Origin of the sequence: Pantoea sp. B623 (genome assembly GCF_024814475.1) — a bacterium.
Taxonomy (GTDB): domain Bacteria; phylum Pseudomonadota; class Gammaproteobacteria; order Enterobacterales; family Enterobacteriaceae; genus Pantoea; species Pantoea ananatis.
Map to the genome: position 1 here is coordinate 4,018,269 of NZ_JANUXM010000004.1, position 20,010 is coordinate 4,038,278.

The 20,010-nt window shown below is 54.4% G+C and carries 18 protein-coding genes; 10 read left to right on the forward strand and 8 right to left on the reverse strand.

All coding sequences use genetic code 11. From position 1 onward, the window contains the following. Positions 1-72: 72 nt before the first annotated feature. From NXS97_RS20670 to NXS97_RS20680, 3 genes are all read left to right on the forward strand, one after another. Positions 73-1,539 (forward strand): amino acid permease, encoded by a 1,467-nt coding sequence (locus NXS97_RS20670; RefSeq protein ID WP_029570288.1) that lies wholly within the window; start codon positions 73-75, stop codon positions 1,537-1,539. Positions 1,540-1,680: 141 nt separating this feature from the next. After that, the gene (locus tag NXS97_RS20675; RefSeq protein WP_013026429.1) at positions 1,681-2,757 is read left to right on the forward strand and encodes an iron ABC transporter permease; all 1,077 of its coding nucleotides are present in this window, start codon (positions 1,681-1,683) and stop codon (positions 2,755-2,757) included. Then, complete coding sequence (locus tag NXS97_RS20680; protein ID WP_013026428.1) at positions 2,754-3,545, forward strand: ABC transporter ATP-binding protein; 792 nt, start codon at positions 2,754-2,756, stop codon at positions 3,543-3,545. Before NXS97_RS20675 ends, NXS97_RS20680 begins: the two co-directional genes overlap by 4 nt. A 36-nt stretch (positions 3,546-3,581) precedes the next feature. Here NXS97_RS20680 and fghA read toward each other — a convergent pair whose 3' ends face one another. From fghA to NXS97_RS20695, 3 genes are all read right to left on the reverse strand, one after another. Then, entirely contained in the window at positions 3,582-4,427 is an 846-nt protein-coding gene (gene fghA / locus NXS97_RS20685; RefSeq protein WP_013026427.1) for an S-formylglutathione hydrolase, read from the reverse strand. Positions 4,428-4,442: 15 nt separating this feature from the next. Further along, positions 4,443-5,567 (reverse strand): S-(hydroxymethyl)glutathione dehydrogenase/class III alcohol dehydrogenase, encoded by a 1,125-nt coding sequence (locus tag NXS97_RS20690; protein WP_013026426.1) that lies wholly within the window; start codon positions 5,565-5,567, stop codon positions 4,443-4,445. 78 nt (positions 5,568-5,645) lie between these two features. Then, the gene (locus tag NXS97_RS20695) at positions 5,646-6,557 is read right to left on the reverse strand and encodes a putrescine utilization regulator PtrR (RefSeq protein WP_013026425.1); all 912 of its coding nucleotides are present in this window, start codon (positions 6,555-6,557) and stop codon (positions 5,646-5,648) included. 106 nt (positions 6,558-6,663) lie between these two features. Here NXS97_RS20695 and NXS97_RS20700 point away from each other — a divergent pair, with 106 nt between their 5' ends. From NXS97_RS20700 to mglC, 7 genes are all read left to right on the forward strand, one after another. Further along, entirely contained in the window at positions 6,664-7,791 is a 1,128-nt protein-coding gene (locus tag NXS97_RS20700) for a YbfB/YjiJ family MFS transporter (protein WP_029569002.1), read from the forward strand. A 125-nt stretch (positions 7,792-7,916) separates the two neighbouring features. Then, positions 7,917-8,582, forward strand: coding sequence for a GTP cyclohydrolase I FolE (folE, locus tag NXS97_RS20705; protein ID WP_014594111.1), 666 nt, complete (start codon positions 7,917-7,919; stop codon positions 8,580-8,582). Positions 8,583-8,632: 50 nt separating this feature from the next. Continuing rightward, a complete protein-coding gene (gene yeiB, locus NXS97_RS20710) occupies positions 8,633-9,793 on the forward strand; it encodes a DUF418 domain-containing protein YeiB (protein ID WP_112900147.1) in 1,161 nt (386 codons plus the stop codon). Positions 9,794-9,935: 142 nt separating this feature from the next. Beyond that, complete coding sequence (gene galS / locus NXS97_RS20715) at positions 9,936-10,976, forward strand: HTH-type transcriptional regulator GalS (RefSeq protein WP_013026421.1); 1,041 nt, start codon at positions 9,936-9,938, stop codon at positions 10,974-10,976. A gap of 321 nt (positions 10,977-11,297) precedes the next feature. After that, complete coding sequence (gene mglB / locus NXS97_RS20720; protein ID WP_013026420.1) at positions 11,298-12,293, forward strand: galactose/glucose ABC transporter substrate-binding protein MglB; 996 nt, start codon at positions 11,298-11,300, stop codon at positions 12,291-12,293. A 70-nt stretch (positions 12,294-12,363) separates the two neighbouring features. Then, positions 12,364-13,884, forward strand: a complete 1,521-nt coding sequence (gene mglA, locus NXS97_RS20725) for a galactose/methyl galactoside ABC transporter ATP-binding protein MglA (RefSeq protein WP_013026419.1) — start codon at positions 12,364-12,366, stop codon at positions 13,882-13,884. A gap of 19 nt (positions 13,885-13,903) precedes the next feature. Beyond that, entirely contained in the window at positions 13,904-14,914 is a 1,011-nt protein-coding gene (gene mglC / locus NXS97_RS20730; RefSeq protein ID WP_013026418.1) for a galactose/methyl galactoside ABC transporter permease MglC, read from the forward strand. Between the two features lie 262 nt (positions 14,915-15,176). On the opposite strand, the gene sanA is transcribed toward mglC, so the two are convergent. The 5 genes from sanA to NXS97_RS20755 all read right to left on the reverse strand — a co-directional run bounded on the left by sanA (position 15,177) and on the right by NXS97_RS20755 (position 19,983). Continuing rightward, a complete protein-coding gene (sanA, locus tag NXS97_RS20735) occupies positions 15,177-15,896 on the reverse strand; it encodes an outer membrane permeability protein SanA (RefSeq protein ID WP_014594108.1) in 720 nt (239 codons plus the stop codon). Positions 15,897-16,029: 133 nt separating this feature from the next. Then, entirely contained in the window at positions 16,030-17,727 is a 1,698-nt protein-coding gene (locus NXS97_RS20740; RefSeq protein WP_014594107.1) for an NAD-dependent malic enzyme, read from the reverse strand. A 168-nt stretch (positions 17,728-17,895) separates the two neighbouring features. Next, positions 17,896-18,786 (reverse strand): cytidine deaminase, encoded by an 891-nt coding sequence (cdd, locus tag NXS97_RS20745; protein WP_014594106.1) that lies wholly within the window; start codon positions 18,784-18,786, stop codon positions 17,896-17,898. A gap of 119 nt (positions 18,787-18,905) precedes the next feature. Beyond that, positions 18,906-19,598, reverse strand: coding sequence for a CidB/LrgB family autolysis modulator (locus NXS97_RS20750; RefSeq protein WP_014594105.1), 693 nt, complete (start codon positions 19,596-19,598; stop codon positions 18,906-18,908). Next, positions 19,591-19,983 carry a CidA/LrgA family protein gene (locus NXS97_RS20755; RefSeq protein ID WP_014605429.1) on the reverse strand — a complete coding sequence of 131 codons (393 nt, stop codon included), beginning with the start codon at positions 19,981-19,983 and terminating at the stop codon, positions 19,591-19,593. The genes NXS97_RS20750 and NXS97_RS20755 overlap by 8 nt, the downstream gene beginning before the upstream one ends. Positions 19,984-20,010: the final 27 nt, after the last annotated feature.

Genomic DNA, 20,010 nt, shown 5'->3' on the forward strand with positions numbered 1-20,010 from the left:
CAGCATTCGCTATACAGTGCGGCCTTTGCTGCTACAATCGCGCCTTATTTTTACCCAGCGTAATGTTTACACATGCATAATGACACAAAAACAACACAACAACCTGCGTTACGACGCGATCTAAAAGCGCGTCACCTCACCATGATCGCCATTGGCGGTTCAATCGGTACAGGCCTCTTTGTGGCATCAGGTGCCACCATCTCTCAGGCCGGTCCAGGCGGCGCGTTACTCTCCTATGTTCTGATTGGTTTGATGGTTTATTTCCTCATGACCAGCTTGGGTGAACTGGCGGCATTTATGCCAGTATCCGGTTCTTTTGCTACCTACGGTGCGAAATACGTCGAAGAAGGCTTTGGTTTTGCCCTTGGCTGGAACTACTGGTACAACTGGGCGGTTACGATTGCCGTTGACCTGGTGGCTTCCCAACTGGTGATGAATTACTGGTTCCCGGACACGCCAGGATGGATCTGGAGCGCTCTGTTCCTGAGCCTGATGTTCCTGATCAACTACATCTCGGTGAAAGGCTTCGGCGAAACGGAGTACTGGTTTTCGCTGATCAAGGTTGTCACCGTGGTGATCTTTATCGTGGTTGGCGTACTGATGATTGTCGGGATTATGCGCGGCGCTGAAAATGCGGGCTGGCATAACTGGCAGGTCGGTGACGCGCCATTTGCGGGCGGTTTCGCCGCGATGATCGGCGTGGCGATGATTGTCGGCTTCTCCTTCCAGGGCACTGAACTCATCGGTATTGCGGCGGGCGAATCAGAAGATCCGGCGAAGAATATTCCTCGCGCAGTACGTCAGGTGTTCTGGCGTATCCTGCTCTTCTATGTGCTGGCTATCCTGATCATCAGCCTGATTTTGCCTTATACCGATCCGCAGCTGTTACACAATGATATTAAAGATATCAGCGTCAGTCCGTTTACGCTGGTGTTCAAAAATGCCGGTCTGCTGTCAGCGGCGGCGGTGATGAACGCGGTCATTTTAACGGCGGTATTGTCCGCGGGTAACTCCGGAATGTACGCCTCAACGCGCATGCTTTATAACCTTGCACGCGAAGGCAAAGCACCGCGTATCTTTGCCCGCCTGTCAAAAGGTGGCGTCCCCCGTAATGCCCTGTGGGCGACCACGGTGGTGGCTGGTCTGTGCTTTTTAACCTCGAAATTTGGCAATCAGGAAGTCTATCTCTGGCTGTTGAATACCTCAGGCATGACCGGCTTTATCGCCTGGCTCGGTATTGCAATCAGCCACTATCGTTTCCGTCGGGGTTACGTTGCGCAGGGCCACGATCTTACTGCGCTGCCATATCGTTCCGGCTTTTTTCCCGTTGGACCGATTTTTGCTTTTGTCCTTTGTCTGATTATCACTCTGGGCCAGAATTATCAGGCGTTCCTGCAGGATAAAATCGACTGGTACGGCGTGGCGGCTACCTATATCGGTCTGCCGCTGTTCCTGCTGATCTGGCTGGGTTACAGGCTGGTGCGGGGTGGTCGGATCGTCAAATATACTGAAATGGAATTTCCCGTCTATAAAGACTAACTATGCCTGAAAGCGCCCGGTGAACGCCGGGCGTTTTTTAAGCTTACGTCATCACTGTTAACATTCCATGAATTGATAATTATTATCACCTGCACTATTGTGGCTGCGTTTTTAATTCTGGAGCCATTACTGGGTTGAATCATGACAACGGAATCCTCGTTGATCGGTGCTGAAGCGGACCATCAGCACACCTTAAAAAACTATCATCAGGTTGTGCGCCGCCGAATCTTCTGGCTGGGTGCGCTGCTGATAGCGATACTCGCCTCACTCGTTCTTGATTTTACGCTCGGTCCGGCAGGGCTCTCTTTGTCCGTGTTGTGGCACACGCTGCTCTCTCCTGAGAGCGTCGATGCAGGTACCCGCGTAATCGTCTGGGATATTCGCCTGCCTTATGCCTTGATGGCGATTGTTGTTGGCCTGGCGCTGGGCCTCGCCGGCGCCGAAATGCAAACGATCCTGAATAATCCGCTCGCCAGTCCGTTCACGCTGGGCGTGTCTTCTGCGGCGGCGTTTGGTGCAGCACTGGCGATTATTCTGGGCGTAGGGATTCCGGGCATCTCCGGGCAGTGGTTTATCTCGGCCAACGCCTTTCTGTTTGCCCTGTTTGCCGCGTTGATGCTGGATGGCATTACGCGATGGACTCAGGTGTCATCGTCCGGTGTGGTGCTGTTTGGTATCGCCCTGGTGTTTACTTTTAACGCCCTGGTTTCAATGATGCAGTTTATCGCCAGCGAAGATACGTTACAGGGGCTGGTGTTCTGGACCATGGGCAGCCTGGCGCGCGCCTCCTGGGAAAAGCTGGGCGTACTGAGTGCGGCCTTTGCGCTGCTGGTTCCCTTCTCTATGCTCAGCAGCTGGAAACTCACCGCGTTGCGCCTGGGTGAAGACAGGGCGATCAGTTTTGGCATTGATGTTCGTCGTTTACGCCTGGCCACGCTGCTCCGTATCAGCGTACTGTCCGCGCTGGCCGTGGCCTTCGTCGGGCCGATTGGCTTTATTGGGCTGGTGGCGCCGCATATTTCCCGCATGATGTTTGGTGAAGATCATCGCTTCTATTTGCCGGCCAGCGCGCTGACCGGTGCCCTGGTGTTGTCGCTGGCTTCTGTGGCGTCGAAAAACCTTATTCCTGGCGCCATCGTGCCGGTAGGCATTGTGACTTCGCTGATTGGCGTACCGTTCTTCCTGAGTATTATTCTGCGTCACCGGGGGACAGTATGAGGGAGCAAGGATTAAGCCTGCGCGGCTTCACGACCGGCTATCCCAAACGCCAGGTCATTGAAAACCTGAATGTGGCGCGCCTGCCGCGTGGGGAAATTACGGTTCTGCTAGGACCGAACGGCTGTGGCAAATCTACGCTGCTGCGTGCGCTGGCCGGACTGAATAAAGGGCAGGGCGAGCTGTGGCTCAACGGGGAAGACCTGATGACCCAGCCTTTCGCCCAGCGTGCCAGACAGGTCGTGTATCTGCCCCAGTCGCTGCCGGCTGGCGTTCATCTGCACGTGCTGGAGTCCATTATCGTGGCACAGCGCGCCTCCGGTGGTTTACATAGCGCCGCCAGCGAGGCGGACGTGATGGCGCTGCTGGAGCAACTGGGCATTGCGCATCTGGCCATGCGTTACCTAGACCAGCTCTCCGGTGGACAGAAACAGTTAGTGGGCCTGGCGCAGTCGCTGATTCGTCGGCCTGCGCTGCTGCTGCTGGACGAACCGCTCAGCGCGCTGGATTTAAACTACCAGTTCCACGTGATGGATTTGGTACGGCGTGAAACCGCGCTGCGCAATATGGTTACGGTGGTGGTGGTGCACGATATCAATATTGCCTTACGCCACGCTCAGCATGCGGTGATGCTTAAAGCGGGCAGGTTAATTGCCGAAGGCACGCCGGATAGCGTTATCACCCCAGCAACCCTGGCGCAGGTTTACGGCGTACAGGGCCGCATTGAGCACTGTTCACACGGCACACCGCAGGTCATGATTGACGGGCTGGTACAGGAAGGACTGTCTTGAAATCAGGGGATTGCACTGGCAATCCCCTGTGTGAGATCACCCTACCAGCAGGTGTTGCGCATGGAAGCGCAGGTGATCTTCGACAAAGCTGGCAATGAAGAAGTAGCTGTGATCGTAGCCAGGCTGGATGCGCAGGGTCAACGGGAAGCCCATTTCCTGCGCGATCGCTTCTAAGCGCTCCGGCTGCAGTTGATCCGCCAGGAACTGATCGCTGTCGCCCTGATCGATCAACAACGGCAGACGATGCTGAACCTCCCGCATCAGCTGGCAGCTGTCGTAGGCGAGCCAGGCCTGGCGATCGTCCCCCAGATAGGCCGTGAATGCTTTCTGGCCCCAGGGAACCTCACAAGGGTTAACGATGGGCGCAAAGGCGGAAGCCGACGCAAAGCGGTTTCCCAGACGTAATGCCAGCATCAGCGCACCGTGTCCGCCCATGGAGTGGCCCATTATCGACTGACGTTCACTGACCTTAAAGTTATCGGCAACCAGCTCAGGCAGCTCGTCACTCAGGTAGTCGAACATACGGTAATGATCCGCCCAGGGCTGTTGCGTGGCGTTGAGGTAAAAACCTGCGCCCTGGCCCAGGTCATAGCCTTCGTCATTCGCAACCTGCTCACCGCGTGGGCTGGTGTCCGGCATGATTAACACCAGGCCCAGCTCGGCAGCGACACGCTGTGCGCCAGCCTTGGTGGTGAAGTTCTCGTCGTTGCAGGTCAGGCCCGCCAAAAACCACACCACCGGCGGCGGGGAATCACCGCGCGGACTCGGCAAATAGATACTGAACGTCATCGGGCAATGAAGCACCTGAGACTGATGACGCCAGCGCTGCTGCCAGCCGCCAAAAATACGATGCTCTTCCAGCAGCTCCAGAGTAGATGTCATAGATAGCGCCCCCGGTTACTTGTTAAAATGCACGACGGAGCGGATCGATTTCCCTTCATGCATTAAATCAAAGGCGTCATTAATCTCTTCAAGCGGCATGGTATGGGTAATGAAATCGTTCAGCGCGAACTTCCCATCAAGATAATCCTGCACGATACCGGGAAGTTGTGAACGGCCTTTCACGCCACCGAAAGCAGAGCCACGCCAGACGCGGCCGGTTACCAGCTGGAATGGACGCGTTGAAATCTCCTGACCTGCGCCTGCAACGCCGATGATCACCGACTCGCCCCAGCCCTTGTGACAGCACTCCAGAGCAGAGCGCATCACATTGACGTTACCGATACATTCAAAGGAATAATCCACGCCGCCGTCGGTGAGTTCAACAATCACGTCCTGAATAGGCTTGTCATAGTCTTTCGGGTTAATCAGATCGGTGGCACCCAGCTTACGCGCCAGATCAAACTTACTGGTGTTGATATCAATACCAATAATGCGGCCCGCTTTGGCCATTTTCGCGCCGATAATCGCCGACAGACCAATGCCGCCCAACCCAAAGATGGCAACGGTATCGCCTTCTTTAACCTTGGCGGTGTTCATCACTGCGCCCATACCGGTGGTTACGCCACAACCCAGCAGGCACACTTCTTCCAGTGGCGCTTCTTTACTGATTTTCGCCAGGGAGATTTCAGGCACGACGGTATATTCAGAGAAGGTTGAAGTGCCCATGTAGTGGAAAATCGGCTTGCCGTCTTTAAAGAAACGCGTGGTACCGTCAGGCATCAGACCTTTGCCCTGCGTGGTGCGGATGGCCTGACACAGATTCGTTTTACCGGACAGGCAGAACTTACATTGACCACATTCTGGCGTGTAAAGCGGGATCACGTGATCGCCCACTTCAACGCTGGTCACGCCTTCGCCGACCGCTTCAACAACGCCACCGCCTTCGTGACCCAGAATCGCCGGGAACACGCCTTCAGGATCGCTGCCGGACAGCGTATACGCATCCGTATGGCAGACGCCGGTGGCGACGATACGTACCAGCACTTCCCCTTTCTGCGGCGGCATAAGATCCACTTCTTCGATTTTTAGCGGTTCGCCTGCGGCCCAGGCTACGGCGGCACGGGTTTTGATCATGTTCATGCAATCCCTCTTCCAGTCAGATTGTGACGCGATGTGGCGTCTGGATGGTCGTGATAAGTTAAAAATAGCGCGGAAACTCTATTCCGCTGCCTGCAATGGATGCATCAGCTCGTCATTGAGCGGACGATCGTGAAATTGTTCAATAATAAGATACTTCAGCGCCTCAACGTTGGGCGTGAAAGCATCGCGTCGCCACATCAGCCAGGTGGCGGTGTTGCGATATTCCGCCGGCAGGCTGTGTACCTGAACACGGGCGCGGTCTGGCATCTGTTTCAGCACCGACGCGGGAATCATAGCCACGCCCGCGCCGCCTGCGACACAGGCCAGCATGGCATGGTAAGACTGAATCTCCATCACGCTGTGAGGCGCGGCCTGGCTGTCGCGGTACCAGGCTTCAAGTTTAACCCGGTAAGAACAGCTGTTGCGAAAGGCAAACAGGGTATCGTCTTGCGTGTCGCGCGCGCAGGTTACCGGGATATGATCAAGATCGGTGATCAAAACCATCTCCTCGCGAAAGGCAATACAGCCATTCAGATCGTCGTGCTGAACCGGGCCATCGACCAGGGCCGCGGCCAGCGTGCCTTCACGTACTCGATCAATAATTTCCCCTGAGGTGCCTGTGATCAGCGATAAGGCGACAGCAGGAAAACGCTGATGGAAGGCAGCCAGAAGGCCAGGCAGGCGCGTCGCGGCGGTACTCTCCATCGAGCCAAGTGCAAAATTCCCGCCGGGTTTACCCGCTCGGGTCATATTTAATGCTTCATCACTCAGGGCCAGAATACGCTGGGCGTAGTTAAGGAAATTATGGCCCATGGGTGACAGGCGAATGCGCTGTTTTTCGCGAATAAACAGATCGACACCCAGTTCCTCTTCCAGCTGACGCAGACGCGTCGTGAGGTTGGAGGGAACCCGATGCAGCTGTTCCGCAGCACGGGCCAGGGAACCGCTTTCTGCCACGGAACAGAACATACGTAACTGAACTAAATCCATAGTGTTCTCTTCCTGTAAACAAGTTGCTTAAGATTATTCACTTTTTGTGAGTGTAAGCATCGTTCATGCTATAAGCAAGTTTCTGTGTAAAAAACTGAGGTGGCAGATGGCGTTTCGCGTGGCAATAAGTGCATTTTTGACGTTGTTTGTTGTAATGGGAATCGGGCGCTTTGCCTTCACCCCGCAGGTTCCCCTGATGATTCAGGCGCACCAGTTAACGCTGACCAGCGCCAGCCTTGTGGCGGCGTTAAACTATCTGGGCTACCTGTGCGGGTCTTTCGATGCCATGCGCGCACGCCATAAGGTCGCGTTGCGTCTGCAACTCGGAACGTGGGGCGCCGTGGTGCTGACGGCACTGTCGGCCTTTGCCGACGGGCCGTGGTGGCATGGCGTTATTCGCTTTGCCATCGGCTGGGCCAGTGGATGCGCCCTGGTGCTGGCGGCGGCGTGGAGCAACGAGCAGTTGCATCAGTATGGTCGTCCGGGGCTGTCGGCAGCCGTCTTTGCCGGACCGGGTGCAGGCATTTTTATCAGCGGTCTGCTCGCGGTGAGCTTGCACAGATATCAGGTCTCAGCGGCGCTGGCCTGGTGGGTTTATGCCGCGCTGGCGGCGGTATTGGTGGCGCTCATTAGCCGAAATCTGCCGCGCAAGGGTGAGCTACATCGTCCGGAGCAGGCACCGCCGTCGCTGGTGCTGACCCGTAACCTCCGGCGGCTGGTCCTGAGTTACAGCCTGGCGGGCTTTGGCTATATTCTCCCCGCGACATTTCTTTCACAAATGGCTGCAGTGCGTTTTCCAGGCAGTGCCATGGCACAGTTTGTCTGGCCGATATTCGGCGGTGCGGCGGTCATCGGTATTGTTCTGGGCATTGTCACGCGCAAGACGGGGAGCAGTCATGCCCGCCTGGCGGTGGCCCTGTGGGCACAGGCGCTGGGAGTGCTGGCGGCCGCATTGCTGCCGGGATTCAGCGGGCTGCTTATCGGCGCGCTACTGGTCGGGGGCGGCTTTCTGTGTGTGGTACAGCTGTCTTTGCTCTGTGCCCGTGAACTGGCACCGCAGCATATGCGTTATATGGCCGGCCTGCTGACAACCGGCTATGCAGTTGGGCAACTGGCAGGGCCTATGCTCTCCTCGCTGTCAACGCTGTTTCTTCATCGTCTCGAACCCGCACTGTGGGTGGCGGGGGCCAGTCTGATCGTCGCAGGGCTTCTGGTCTGGCGGCGGGACGCGTGAAAAGCTTTCATCTCCAATCGGATTGATTGCTGGATTCCCTGCACAGAAAGTTTCACAATACGCACTCAGAAATATGACCCGCTGGCAACAGACGGCGGGCGCAACACCTGCCGGAGAAGAGTAAGATGAGCACCTTGAGTCAGGAAGCTGCACTGGTCCACGAAGCGCTGCTAGCGCGTGGGCTGGAAACGCCGCTGCGCGCACCCACGCGTGAAATAGACGATGAAACGCGTAAGAGCCTGATTGCAGGCCATATGACGGAAATCATGCAGCTGCTGAATCTGGATCTTGAAGATGACAGCCTGATGGAAACCCCGCATCGCATCGCCAAAATGTATGTCGATGAGGTCTTTTCCGGTCTCGATTATGCCAACTTCCCCAAAATCACGCTCATCGAAAACAAGATGAAAGTGGATGAGATGGTGACGGTTCGCGACATTACGCTGACCAGCACCTGCGAACATCATTTTGTGATTATCGACGGGAAAGCCACCGTCGCGTATATCCCTAAAGATAAGGTGATCGGCTTATCTAAGATCAACCGCATTGTGCAGTTCTTCGCGCAGCGGCCTCAGGTGCAGGAGCGTTTAACACAGCAGGTCCTGCTGGCGCTGCAAACGCTGTTGGGAACGAATAACGTTGCCGTTTCGATCGATGCCGTGCACTACTGTGTGAAAGCGCGCGGCGTGAAGGATGCCACCAGCGCCACGACCACGACCTCGCTGGGTGGGCTGTTTAAATCCAGTCAAAATACCCGTCAGGAATTCCTGCGCGCGGTGCGTCATAACTAAAGCTGACGGGCGGGCGCGACGGTCGCCCGCCTGAGACATCAGGATCCCACATGCAACGCTACCTCGTGCTGGATTTTATTCGGGGCTGTGCCATTCTCGGCATTCTGTTGTTAAATATTATTGGCTTTGGTTTACCTTCTGCTGCCTACCTTAATCCTGCCTGGCAGGGCAGCATCACCCTTTCTGATGCCTGGACGTGGGCTATTTCCGATGTCTTTGCCCAGCTTAAATTCCTGACGCTTTTCGCTCTGCTGTTCGGGGCAGGCCTGCAGATGCAGCTGTCACGCGGTAGCCGCTGGCTGACTGCCCGTTTATCCCTGTTAGTGATGCTGGGATTGATTCACAGCGTATTTATCTGGGAAGGCGATATCTTGCTGGATTACGGCATTATCGGGCTGGTTATCTGGCGTATGCTGCGCGATGTTCCCTCTACCCGGGGGTTAATTAACACCGGAATTCTGCTCTATCTGTTGGGATGCGCCGTGTTGCTGGTATTTGGCTTGATCTCCAGCCCTGAACCGTCACCCTCATGGCTCCCGGGCGCTGCAGAGATCCAGTACGAGCAGTTCTGGAAGCTCACGGGCGGTCTGGCCGCCGTGCAGATTCGTTTAGATCACCTTTCTTCGGGATTGATGGCGCTGGTGGCCCAGTACGGCTGGCAACTGGCGGGACTGATGATGCTGGGGGCGGCGCTGGTGCGCAGCGGCTGGCTGAAAGGAACCTTTCCGCTACAGCACTACCGACGCGTTGCCGCGCTGTTGCTGCCGCTGGGTTTGCTGATGGCGGCGGCGGGCGTTGCCGCACAGTGGTGGGTTAACTGGGACTACCGCTGGAGCGCGTTTTATCTGCAACTGCCGCGCGATCTGGCCAGTCCGCTCATCAGCCTCGGCTATACGGCATTGTGTTTTGGCTTTTGGTCTTCGGTCCAGCGCTGGCGGCTGAGCTATGCCATTCGTTGCGTAGGTCGAATGGCGCTCAGCAACTACCTGTTGCAATCCCTGATCTGTACCACGCTCTTTTATCGCTTCGGCGAGTTTATGCATTTCTCACGCCTGCAGCTGGTGATGCTGGTGCCAGTCATCTGGTGCGTTAACCTGCTGTTTTCCGTGCTGTGGCTGCATTACTTCCCGCAGGGCCCCCTCGAATGGATCTGGCGTCGTCTGACGCTGATTGCCGCAGGCGCACCGTCCACTTCCCCCTCTGAAAGATAATGACCGCCATCACAAAGGTTACAGAATTGTATGTAACCGTTTTCATTGATGTGACGTAATTCACGCTGTGTGGCGATCTTCCCTGACAAAATAGCGCCGGTGTTGTAACTGGCGTAATGCCTTATCTCTCTGGAAGTGCTGCATGATAACGATTCGTGATGTTGCGCGTCAGGCCGGTGTGTCAGTGGCCACCGTTTCGCGCGTACTAAATAACAGCAGCGCGGTCACCGCTGAAACACGTGACGTCGTGTTACAGGCGGTTGACGCTCTGGGCTATCGCCCAAACGCCAACGCTCAGGCGCTGGCTACCCAGGTGAGTGATACCATCGGGGTGGTGGTTATGGATGTTTCCGACCCCTTTTTCGGCGCGCTGGTGAAGGCGGTAGATACCGTGGCACAGCGCGTGCACAAGCATGTTCTGATCAGTAACTCCTGGCACCATGAAGAAAAAGAACGCCACGCCATTGAAGTGTTGATACGCCAACGCTGCAATGCGCTGGTGGTGCACGCGAAAACGCTTTCAGACGCTGAACTGGCCGATTTTATGAGCCAGGTGCCCGGTATGGTGGTGATTAACCGTAGCGTGCCGGGTTTCGAGCATCGCTGTGTCAGCCTTGATAATGTAACGGGCGCATTGATGGCCTCAAGAATGCTGCTGCAACAGGGGCATTGCCGCATTGGCTATTTGTGTTCCAGTCATCCCATTGAAGACGTTACACAGCGGCGTGAAGGCTGGCTGCAGGCCCTGGCAGAGCAGGGGATTCGTCCGCAGGAAAGCTGGATAGCCAGCGCCGAACCCGACATGCAGGGCGGCGAAGCCGCAATGGTTGAACTGCTGGGGCGTAATCTCAATCTGAGCGCCATATTCGCCTATAACGACAGCATGGCGGCAGGCGCGCTTACGGCCCTTAAAGACAACGGAATTCAGGTCCCTCAGCATTTTTCCGTAGTGGGCTTCGACGATATTCCGATTTCACGATACACCGATCCGCAGCTGACCACCGTTCGCTATCCCATTGTTTCAATGGCAAAACTTGCCACGGAGCTGGCGCTTCAGGGGGCCGCGGGCTGTATCGACAGCAGTGCAAAACACATCTTTATGCCGACGCTGGTACGCCGCCATTCCGTAGCGCAAAAGCAAATTGTGGAGTCCGTCACTAATTCAGGCGATTCCACGATGTAACCGTTTTCAATCTGTGATTGTATTCACAGTTAATTAACATTGCTATCACTATGATGGCATCGTCTTACAGTACTGAAACATTATGTAACGCCACTCTCCTGTTGAGGGCACCGGCCTGGTCGCCGGTTTACATGGTTCATGACACGCACTATGGATGCAGTAGCCTACACGGAAGTCACGGAAGTTGAGTTTTGCATGGCACAGCAGTGGCTCAGCCTGATAGAGAGCGCATCCTGCCTCGCCGAATAATTCTACCTGATGTTCTAACGCCATCTGCGCGGCAGAACAAAAAAAAGACCCTGCAAAAAAACCGGAGATACCATGAATAAGAAGGTTTTCACGCTCACAGCACTGGTTGCCAGCATGATGTTTGGTGCAACGGCGCATGCCGCTGACACGCGTATCGGCGTAACCATTTACAAATACGACGACAACTTCATGTCGATGGTACGTAAAGATATCGAGAAAGAAGCCAAGACGCTGGGCGGTATTCAGCTGCTGATGAATGACTCGCAGAACGACCAGTCTAAACAGAACGATCAAATTGACGTGCTGATGGCAAAAGGCGTGAAAGCGCTGGCAATTAACCTGGTCGATCCGGCGGCGGCCGCGGTGGTTGTCCAGAAAGCCCGTGCTAACGACATTCCCGTGGTGTTCTTCAACAAAGAGCCAAACGCGAAAGTGCTGGCCAGCTATGACAAAGCTTACTACGTGGGGACAGACTCAAAAGAGTCTGGTGTGATTCAGGGCAAACTGATTGAGAAGCACTGGAAAGCAACCCCGGCCTGGGACCTGAATAAAGATGGTGTGATTCAGTTCGTTCTGCTGAAAGGCGAGCCGGGTCATCCGGATGCGGAAGCGCGTACCAAATACGTTATCGATACGCTGAACAAAGACGGTGTTAAAACCCAGCAGTTAGCGATGGATACGGCAATGTGGGATACCGCTCAGGCGAAAGATAAGATGGACGCCTGGCTGTCAGGTCCTAACGCCAAGAAAATCGAAGTGGTTATCGCCAACAACGATGCCATGGCAATGGGTGCCGTAGAAGCGCTGAAAGCACACAACATGTCTTCCATCCCGGTCTTCGGTGTGGATGCGTTACCTGAAGCACTGGCGCTGGTTAAGTCAGGCGCAATGGCCGGTACCGTGCTGAATGACGCGGAAAACCAGGCGAAAGCCACCATCGACATGGCCAAGAACCTTGCAGATGGCAAACCGGCAACGGCAGGCACCAACTTCAAGATGGTTGATAAGATCGTACGCGTACCTTATGTACCGGTTGATCAGGAAAACCTGTCTCAGTTCCAGAAATAACTCTTTGCAGACGGGCGCGGCAGCTGCTGCGCCTTTTTTATGTCATCACCGTTTTGTAGCCAGGTAAATTATGGCCAGTGATAATACGACCGCGCAGCGCGAATATCTGCTGGAAATGACCAACGTCAGTAAATCATTTCCCGGCGTGAAAGCTCTCGACAACGTTAATTTAAAAGTGCGGCCTCACTCCGTTCATGCACTGATGGGTGAAAACGGCGCTGGTAAATCGACATTGTTAAAGTGTTTATTTGGTATCTATAAAAAAGATACAGGCAGCATTCTTTTTCAAGGGCAGGAAATAGATTACAAAAGCTCCAAAGAAGCGCTGGAAAACGGCGTGTCGATGGTGCACCAGGAATTAAACCTGGTATTACAGCGTACCGTGATGGACAACATGTGGCTTGGGCGTTATCCACGCAAAGGCCTTTTTGTCGATCAGGACAAAATGTACCGTGATACCAAAGCGATTTTCGACGAGCTGGATATTAATATCGATCCGCGTGATAAAGTCGCCCATCTCTCCGTCTCGCAAATGCAGATGATTGAGATTGCCAAAGCATTTTCCTATGACGCCAAAATCGTGATCATGGATGAACCGACTTCTTCGTTAACCGAAAAAGAAGTTAATCATCTGTTCACGATTATTCGTAAGCTCAAAGATCGCGGCTGCGGAATTGTTTATATCTCGCATAAAATGGAAGAAATTTTCCAGCTGTGCGATGAAATTACCATCCTGCGTGATGGCCAGTGGATTGTGACTCAGCCGCTTGAAGGGCTGGATATGGATAAAATCATCTCCATGATGGTCGGGCGTTCTCTCAGTCAGCGCTTCCCGGATCGCACCAATGTTCCGGGTGAAACCATTCTGGAGGTGCGCAATCTGACCTCGCTACGTCAGCCCTCAATTCGCGATATTTCTTTTGATTTACGTAAAGGGGAGATACTCGGCATTGCCGGGTTAGTGGGTGCAAAACGTACCGATATCGTTGAAACGCTGTTTGGCATTCGCGAAAAATCGGGCGGCACAATTAAACTGCATGGTAAAACGATTAACAATCATACCGCCAATGAAGCCATTAACCATGGTTTTGCGCTGGTAACTGAAGAGCGTCGTTCTACCGGTATTTACGCTTTTCTGGATATTGGATTTAATTCCCTGATATCCAATATCAAAAAATATAAGAACAGTATTGGTCTGCTGGATAATAAACGCATGAAAAGCGATACCCAATGGGTTATCGACGCTATGCGGGTAAAAACGCCAGGGCATCATACGCAAATTGGTTCACTTTCTGGTGGTAACCAACAGAAGGTCATTATCGGTCGCTGGTTGCTGACTCAGCCTGAAATCTTAATGCTTGATGAACCCACGCGCGGTATTGATGTGGGGGCCAAATTCGAAATTTATCAGCTGATGGCTGAGCTGGCGAAGAAGGAAAAGGGCATCATTATTATCTCTTCCGAAATGCCAGAGCTGCTGGGCATCACCGATCGTATTCTGGTAATGAGTAACGGTCTGGTCGCCGGCATTGTTGATACGAAAACGACCACGCAGAACGAAATATTGCGTTTAGCGTCATTACACCTTTAATGAAGTAAGGGCTGTTAACATGAAAGCGACTACAAAAAAGAATGCGCTAACCTGGCTGAAAGAGGGCGGCATTTATGTCGTACTGCTGGTACTACTGGCTGTTATTATTTTCCAGGATCCGACATTTTTAAGTTTAATGAACCTGAGTAACATTCTGACCCAGTCTTCGGTGCGTATTATTATCGCGCTGGGCGTGGCGGGGCTGATTGTGACCCAGGGTACTGACCTGTCTGCCGGGCGTCAGGTGGGGCTGGCCGCCATTGTGGCCGCCTCATTGCTGCAATCCATGGATAACGTCAACAAAGTGTTTCCGCATCTGGAAACCGTGCCGATTCCGGTCGTTATCCTGATTGTTTGTGTGATTGGTGCCGTTATTGGTCTGGTGAATGGTGTCATTATTGCCTATCTGAAAGTGACGCCTTTTATCACTACGTTGGGTACCATGATCATCGTTTATGGCATTAACTCACTGTATTACGACTTCGTTGGGGCCTCACCGATTGCGGGCTTCTATGATGGCTTCTCAACTTTCACACAAGGCTTCCTTCGTTTCGGTGATTTCAAACTGTCTTACATCACCTTCTATGCAGCGATTGCTGTCGTGTTTGTCTGGATTCTGTGGAACAAAACGCGCTTTGGTAAAAACATTTTTGCTATCGGGGGTAACCCGGAAGCGGCAAAAGTGTCAGGTGTGAACGTTAACCTGAACCTGATCCTGATTTATGCCTTGTCAGGCGTGTTTTATGCCTTCGGCGGTATGCTGGAAGCGGGTCGTATCGGCTCAGCCACGAATAACCTCGGTTTCATGTATGAACTGGATGCTATCGCAGCCTGCGTAGTCGGTGGCGTGTCCTTTGCCGGTGGTGTCGGTACGGTGGCCGGTGTGGTGACCGGGGTGCTGATCTTCACCGTCATCAACTACGGTTTGACCTATATCGGTATCAACCCTTACTGGCAGTACATCATCAAGGGCGGCATCATTATCTTTGCTGTGGCGCTCGACTCGTTGAAGTACTCGCGTAAAAAATAACAGCAGTGGCAATGATGCAAGCGGCCTCAGGGCCGCTTTTTTTGCGCCCTTTTACGCGGTTTGTGGGGTTCGCTCATCGTCGGGGCGCTGTTTCTTTCATGGCACCGGCTCAACGTCACGGGTGCGCAACCCTGAATTGGCTGGCGGACGTCGCTGCAGCCTTCCCGTTTCATTTCTGACAGCCGCATCAGGCAGGTAAGGTGGGGGAGCCATAAGCCATTCCGGGCTTATCTGTTACTAAAACGCGGGTAAACGGGGTGAATTACTGACGGCGTTTCTGTTCCAGTTCCAGTAGCTGTTCTGGCGTCACGGCAGGATAGCTCTGTGCATCTTCAGGAACTTCATGTACAGCCGGGATCGGCACCAGCGGGCCAAGGAAACGCGGTTCGCGCTTCAGTAAAAACAGATCGGCCAGCGCACCCAGCCGCGCACCGACTTCACGCATTCGTACGCTGAGCATATTTTTAGGAGACGGAACCGCATAGCACTGCGCCTGGATCCCCAGGTGCAGGGCAATAAACAGCGCCCGTTCGCAGTGAAAACGTTGGGTAATGATAATAAAGTCGTTGGTGTCGAATACCTTACGCGTACGGACGATAGAATCCAGCGTACGGAAGCCCGCATAGTCCAGCACAATATCAGCAGGATCGACGCCACCTTTGATGAGATCGCGCCGCATAGTCATGGGTTCGTTGTAGCTTTGCTGCGCATTGTCCCCGCTCAGCAGCAGGTAGTTCACCTTTCCACTGTTATAGGCGTTAAGCGCGCCCTGCATGCGGTACAGGTAATACTGGTTAATCACGCCGGTGCGATAATATTTGGCCGTGCCCAGTACCACCCCGACCTGACGGTGGGGAAGGGATGCAAGGTTGTCATAGATATAGGGTGCCGTTTTCCAGCTGATCCAGCGGTCCAGGCCGAGCGCCGTCGCCACCATCGTTAAGATGATGAAAAGCAGAGCAATGAAAACGCGTTTCAACATGCGCCTGAGCACTCGAGATCCGAAGTTTGGGTGGGACAAGGCTACTTGAGCGTCACCCGCTAAGCAAGTTTACCCCGTCTGGCTGGTGTAAATTTAAGCAGCGCTGGATCCGCAGGGATCCAGCGCCGTGTTTTTAGATAGAGGTACGGCGGTAGTGGCGGTATTGAGGCAGCCAGAAATTATTGGCGATAGACTGTGAGAGCACGTCTTCTGAAGTCACCACCGCGACGCCCGCGAGCTGGGCAGCTTTGCCCACTTCCATCGCGATAATCTTCGACACGCCCTGAATATCTTTAATTTCAGGCAGAACCGGGCCTTCACCATCGTTCACCAGCGGTGAACAATCCGCAAGAGCACGGCTGGCCGTCATCAGCATGGTATCGGTGACACGCGATGCGCCAGACGCAATCACGCCCAGGCCAATGCCAGGGAAGATGTAGGAGTTATTACACTGCGCGATCGGGTAGGTCTTACCGTTCCACGAAACCGGTGAGAACGGACTACCGGTAGCGACCAGGGCGGCACCATCGGTCCAGGCAATAATGTCTGCCGGCGTGGCCTCAACGCGAGACGTTGGGTTAGAAAGCGGCATCACGATTGGACGTTTGCAGTGCTTGTGCATCTCACGGATGATCTCTTCTGTGAACAGCCCAGGCTGACCTGACACACCGATTAAGATGTCTGGCTGTGCGTTGCGCACCACGTCCAGCAGTGAGATCGCATCATTTGAGGTATCCCAGTCTTTCAGGTTGTCGCTTTTCTGCACCAGCTTGCTCTGGAAATCGAGCAGGTTAGGCAGTTTGTCGGTCAGCAAACCAAAGCGATCCACCATCATGACGCGACGACGGGCTTCGTCGTCGCTCAGACCTTCCGATTTCATCTGTGCGATGATCTGTTCGGCAATACCACAACCGGCTGAACCCGCGCCCAGGAAGACAACCTTCTGCTCGCACAGGCGGCTGCCTGCTGCACGGCTCGCGGCAATCAGGGTGCCAACGGTGACCGCAGCGGTACCCTGAATGTCATCATTGAAGCAGCACACTTCGTCACGATAGCGCTCCAGCAGCGGCATGGCGTTTTTCTGTGCAAAATCTTCGAACTGCAACAGCACTTTTGGCCAGCGGCGTTTCACGGCCTGAATAAACTCGTTTACAAACTCGTCATATTCTTCGCCCGTGATACGGGGATGGCGCCAGCCCATGTACAGCGGATCGTTAAGCAGCTGCTGATTATTGGTGCCCACATCCAGCACCACCGGCAGGGTATAAGCCGGGCTGATGCCGCCACAGGCGGTGTACAGTGACAGCTTACCGATTGGAATGCCCATGCCACCGATGCCCTGATCGCCCAGGCCAAGGATGCGCTCACCGTCAGTGACCACAATCACTTTCACATTTTGTTTGGTGGCGTTTTGCAGCATGTCTTCGATGTGCGCACGGTTGGGATAGGAGATGAACACGCCACGCGCGCGGCGGTAAATTTCTGAGAAGTGTTCGCAGGCGGCACCGACGGTTGGCGTGTAGATAATCGGCATCATCTCTTCGAGATGGTTGTCCAGCAGACGATAAAACAGCGTTTCGTTGGTATCCTGAATGTTGCGCAGGTAGACATGTTTATCGTTGTTGTTTTTGAAGTCCTGAAACTGACGCCATGCGCGTTTTGCCTGCTCTTCGATGGATTCTACCGCTTCTGGCAGTAAGCCATTGAGGTTAAATTCATTGCGCTCTTCGATGCTGAAGGCACTGCCTTTATTCAGCAGCGGAAATTCCAGCAATATAGGGCCAGCATAAGGAATATATAGCGGGCGTTTACTTTCGTATTCGAGTTCCATGCAGTCATGCTCCGGTTGCAAGTTTTCCTGGCGCAATAATCAAAGAGTAGGGTGACGCCAGTTTTATTGTGATGACGAAGACCTGGCGCCAGATCCTATGAAATTTCTGGCCGATGTACAGCTTTTGTAAATAAAAGATTTAGAAACTGTTTAAAACCGTGCCTCACCTTACGCTTTTGCCAGCGTAAGGTGCGTCAGGTTATCGCAACCCAGGGCGTGCAGGGTGGCCTGAGTTGCAGAGAACTGATCCAGGGCTGGCTGCGGCGTCTGGGCTAATGCGGCGGCCTGAATATCGTGGCAGGATTCCCCCGCCATATTCAGTAGAATCAGCGCGGCCTGCAAAGGCGGCAGGCTGGGATTGAAGGCGGCGTTTTCTGCATAGCGTCCGCTGAAAATCCGGCCGGAGGCGGTCTGTAACGCCACTCCGCTGAACGCCCGACTGTAAGGCGCATGGCTGCGATTAGCCGCCTTAACGGCGGCCTGAGACAGCGCATCGCCCGTTGCAACATAACCCTGGTCCACATCATCCATCAGGCGTTCGGTGATATTCAGATCGCCCGGGCCGAATGCGTCAGGCAGATAGTGCGCCAACGTATGCACCGCGCGCTGCGGCAGGCTAATGCGAATATCTGTGCCGCTGTTAAGTTCATTCATAAACTGGCGACAGTGACCGCAGGGGGTGTAATTGACTGTAATGGTCTCCAGACGGGATTCACCGCGCAGCCAGGCATGGGTGACCGCGCTCTGTTCAGCATGAACGGTTTGCTGCATGGTCGCGCCGGCAAATTCCATATTGGCGCCGAAATACCAGTTGCCGCTGACGCCGCGCGCAATCGCGCCGACGTTAAAATGTGAAAGCGTGGCAACCGCGCAGGCAGCGGCAACCGGCAGCAGCGCCAGCGCCAGCGCATCGGCATCCAGTTGAGTTTGCTCTTGCAACAAGGTGACCTGATCGGCCTGCAGCATCGCGTCAAATCCCGGCTCGCTCAGCACCGGACGCAGCGCGGTTTGCAGAGTGGCTGGAAGTACTTCAAAGGCAGAGTGGAAACGTGGATGCATGGAAGCCTCATTCAATCATCAGGGCAATGTGCCAGACATCGGTTTATATGTGATCTCTGTCTCTCTGACAATGCAACATGTCTTACAGTTTTCAACTTTGCGAGATCTCTCCCAAAGTTTTAGCCAAACCAGTGCAGCAGCAGCGGGAAAATAAAGGGGGCGAGCAACGAGGTGATGATGCCGCAGATCACCAGCGCCAGCGAGCTGAAGGCACCTTCCTGAAAATCAAGCTCCGCTGCCCTGGCCGTTCCCAACGCATGCGAGGCATTGCCAATCGCCAGCCCGCGTGCGGCTTTGCTTTTCACTCCCAGCAGATTAAGCAACATATGACCAAACACGGCGCCCAGCACGCCCGCAATCAGGACACAAATTGCGCTGATGGCGGGAATGCCGTGCAGTGAGGCTGAAACCGCCATGGCGATCGGCGTGGTAACCGATTTCGGCAAAATCGTGGCGGCGATTTCTGGTGTGGCGCCCATCCACAGCGCGATGGCGGTGCCTGAAATCATCGCCGTCAGGCTGCCAATCACGCAGACGCCAATAATGGATTTCCAGCGGGCGCGAATTTGATGCATCTGCTCATACAGCGGCAGCGCCAGGGCCACGACGGCGGGCTGCAACAGTTGATTCAGTATCTCGCTGCCCGCGAAGTAGCGGGCATAAGGCATGTGCAGTAACAGCAGAAGGGGAATAATCACCGCCATGGAGACCAGAAGCGGGTTCAGCAAGGGAATTTTCAGCGTTGCCGCCAGCTTGCGCGCCAGCAAAAAAGCCCCGACAGTGAGGGGCAATGACCACCAGATATCACTCATCGTTGCCCCCTTTGATCACGGGGCGCGAATGCAGCTTATGCGCGCTTAACCCTACAATGGCCAGGACAGCGAAGGTACTGACAAGACAGGAGACCACAACAGGACCGAACTGCGCGGTAAGAATATCGGTGTAATTCATGACGCCAACGCTGATGGGCACAAACAGCAGCGCCATATAGCGAATAATCAGATGGCAACCCGGTTTGACCCAACGCACGGGCAGGATTTGCGATGCAAGCAGCGCAAACAGAATCAGCATGCCAATAATGCTGCCGGGCAGGGTGATGGGCAGCAGCAGGGCCACGCCGTTTCCGGCATATAAGCAAAGATAGATAATGATAAAAGCGCGCAGATAACGCCAACTCATCGTTAGCACGGTGTGCATGACAGGCTCCTGTTTTTAACGGGGTTT

Excerpts from the sequence above, each read along its gene's own strand:
- NXS97_RS20690 (WP_013026426.1), bottom strand. The coding sequence starts at position 5,567 with ATGAACATGATCAAAACCCGTGCCGCCGTAGCCTGGGCCGCAGGCGAA.
- galS (WP_013026421.1), top strand. The coding sequence starts at position 9,936 with ATGATAACGATTCGTGATGTTGCGCGTCAGGCCGGTGTGTCAGTGGCC.
- NXS97_RS20675 (WP_013026429.1), top strand. The coding sequence starts at position 1,681 with ATGACAACGGAATCCTCGTTGATCGGTGCTGAAGCGGACCATCAGCAC.
- mglB (WP_013026420.1), top strand. The coding sequence starts at position 11,298 with ATGAATAAGAAGGTTTTCACGCTCACAGCACTGGTTGCCAGCATGATG.
- cdd (WP_014594106.1), bottom strand. The coding sequence starts at position 18,786 with ATGCATCCACGTTTCCACTCTGCCTTTGAAGTACTTCCAGCCACTCTG.
- NXS97_RS20740 (WP_014594107.1), bottom strand. The coding sequence starts at position 17,727 with ATGGAACTCGAATACGAAAGTAAACGCCCGCTATATATTCCTTATGCT.
- NXS97_RS20670 (WP_029570288.1), top strand. The coding sequence starts at position 73 with ATGCATAATGACACAAAAACAACACAACAACCTGCGTTACGACGCGAT.
- NXS97_RS20695 (WP_013026425.1), bottom strand. The coding sequence starts at position 6,557 with ATGGATTTAGTTCAGTTACGTATGTTCTGTTCCGTGGCAGAAAGCGGT.
- mglA (WP_013026419.1), top strand. The coding sequence starts at position 12,364 with ATGGCCAGTGATAATACGACCGCGCAGCGCGAATATCTGCTGGAAATG.
- NXS97_RS20680 (WP_013026428.1), top strand. The coding sequence starts at position 2,754 with ATGAGGGAGCAAGGATTAAGCCTGCGCGGCTTCACGACCGGCTATCCC.
- NXS97_RS20755 (WP_014605429.1), bottom strand. The coding sequence starts at position 19,983 with ATGCACACCGTGCTAACGATGAGTTGGCGTTATCTGCGCGCTTTTATC.
- NXS97_RS20700 (WP_029569002.1), top strand. The coding sequence starts at position 6,664 with ATGGCGTTTCGCGTGGCAATAAGTGCATTTTTGACGTTGTTTGTTGTA.
- mglC (WP_013026418.1), top strand. The coding sequence starts at position 13,904 with ATGAAAGCGACTACAAAAAAGAATGCGCTAACCTGGCTGAAAGAGGGC.
- sanA (WP_014594108.1), bottom strand. The coding sequence starts at position 15,896 with ATGTTGAAACGCGTTTTCATTGCTCTGCTTTTCATCATCTTAACGATG.
- folE (WP_014594111.1), top strand. The coding sequence starts at position 7,917 with ATGAGCACCTTGAGTCAGGAAGCTGCACTGGTCCACGAAGCGCTGCTA.
- fghA (WP_013026427.1), bottom strand. The coding sequence starts at position 4,427 with ATGACATCTACTCTGGAGCTGCTGGAAGAGCATCGTATTTTTGGCGGC.
- yeiB (WP_112900147.1), top strand. The coding sequence starts at position 8,633 with ATGCAACGCTACCTCGTGCTGGATTTTATTCGGGGCTGTGCCATTCTC.
- NXS97_RS20750 (WP_014594105.1), bottom strand. The coding sequence starts at position 19,598 with ATGAGTGATATCTGGTGGTCATTGCCCCTCACTGTCGGGGCTTTTTTG.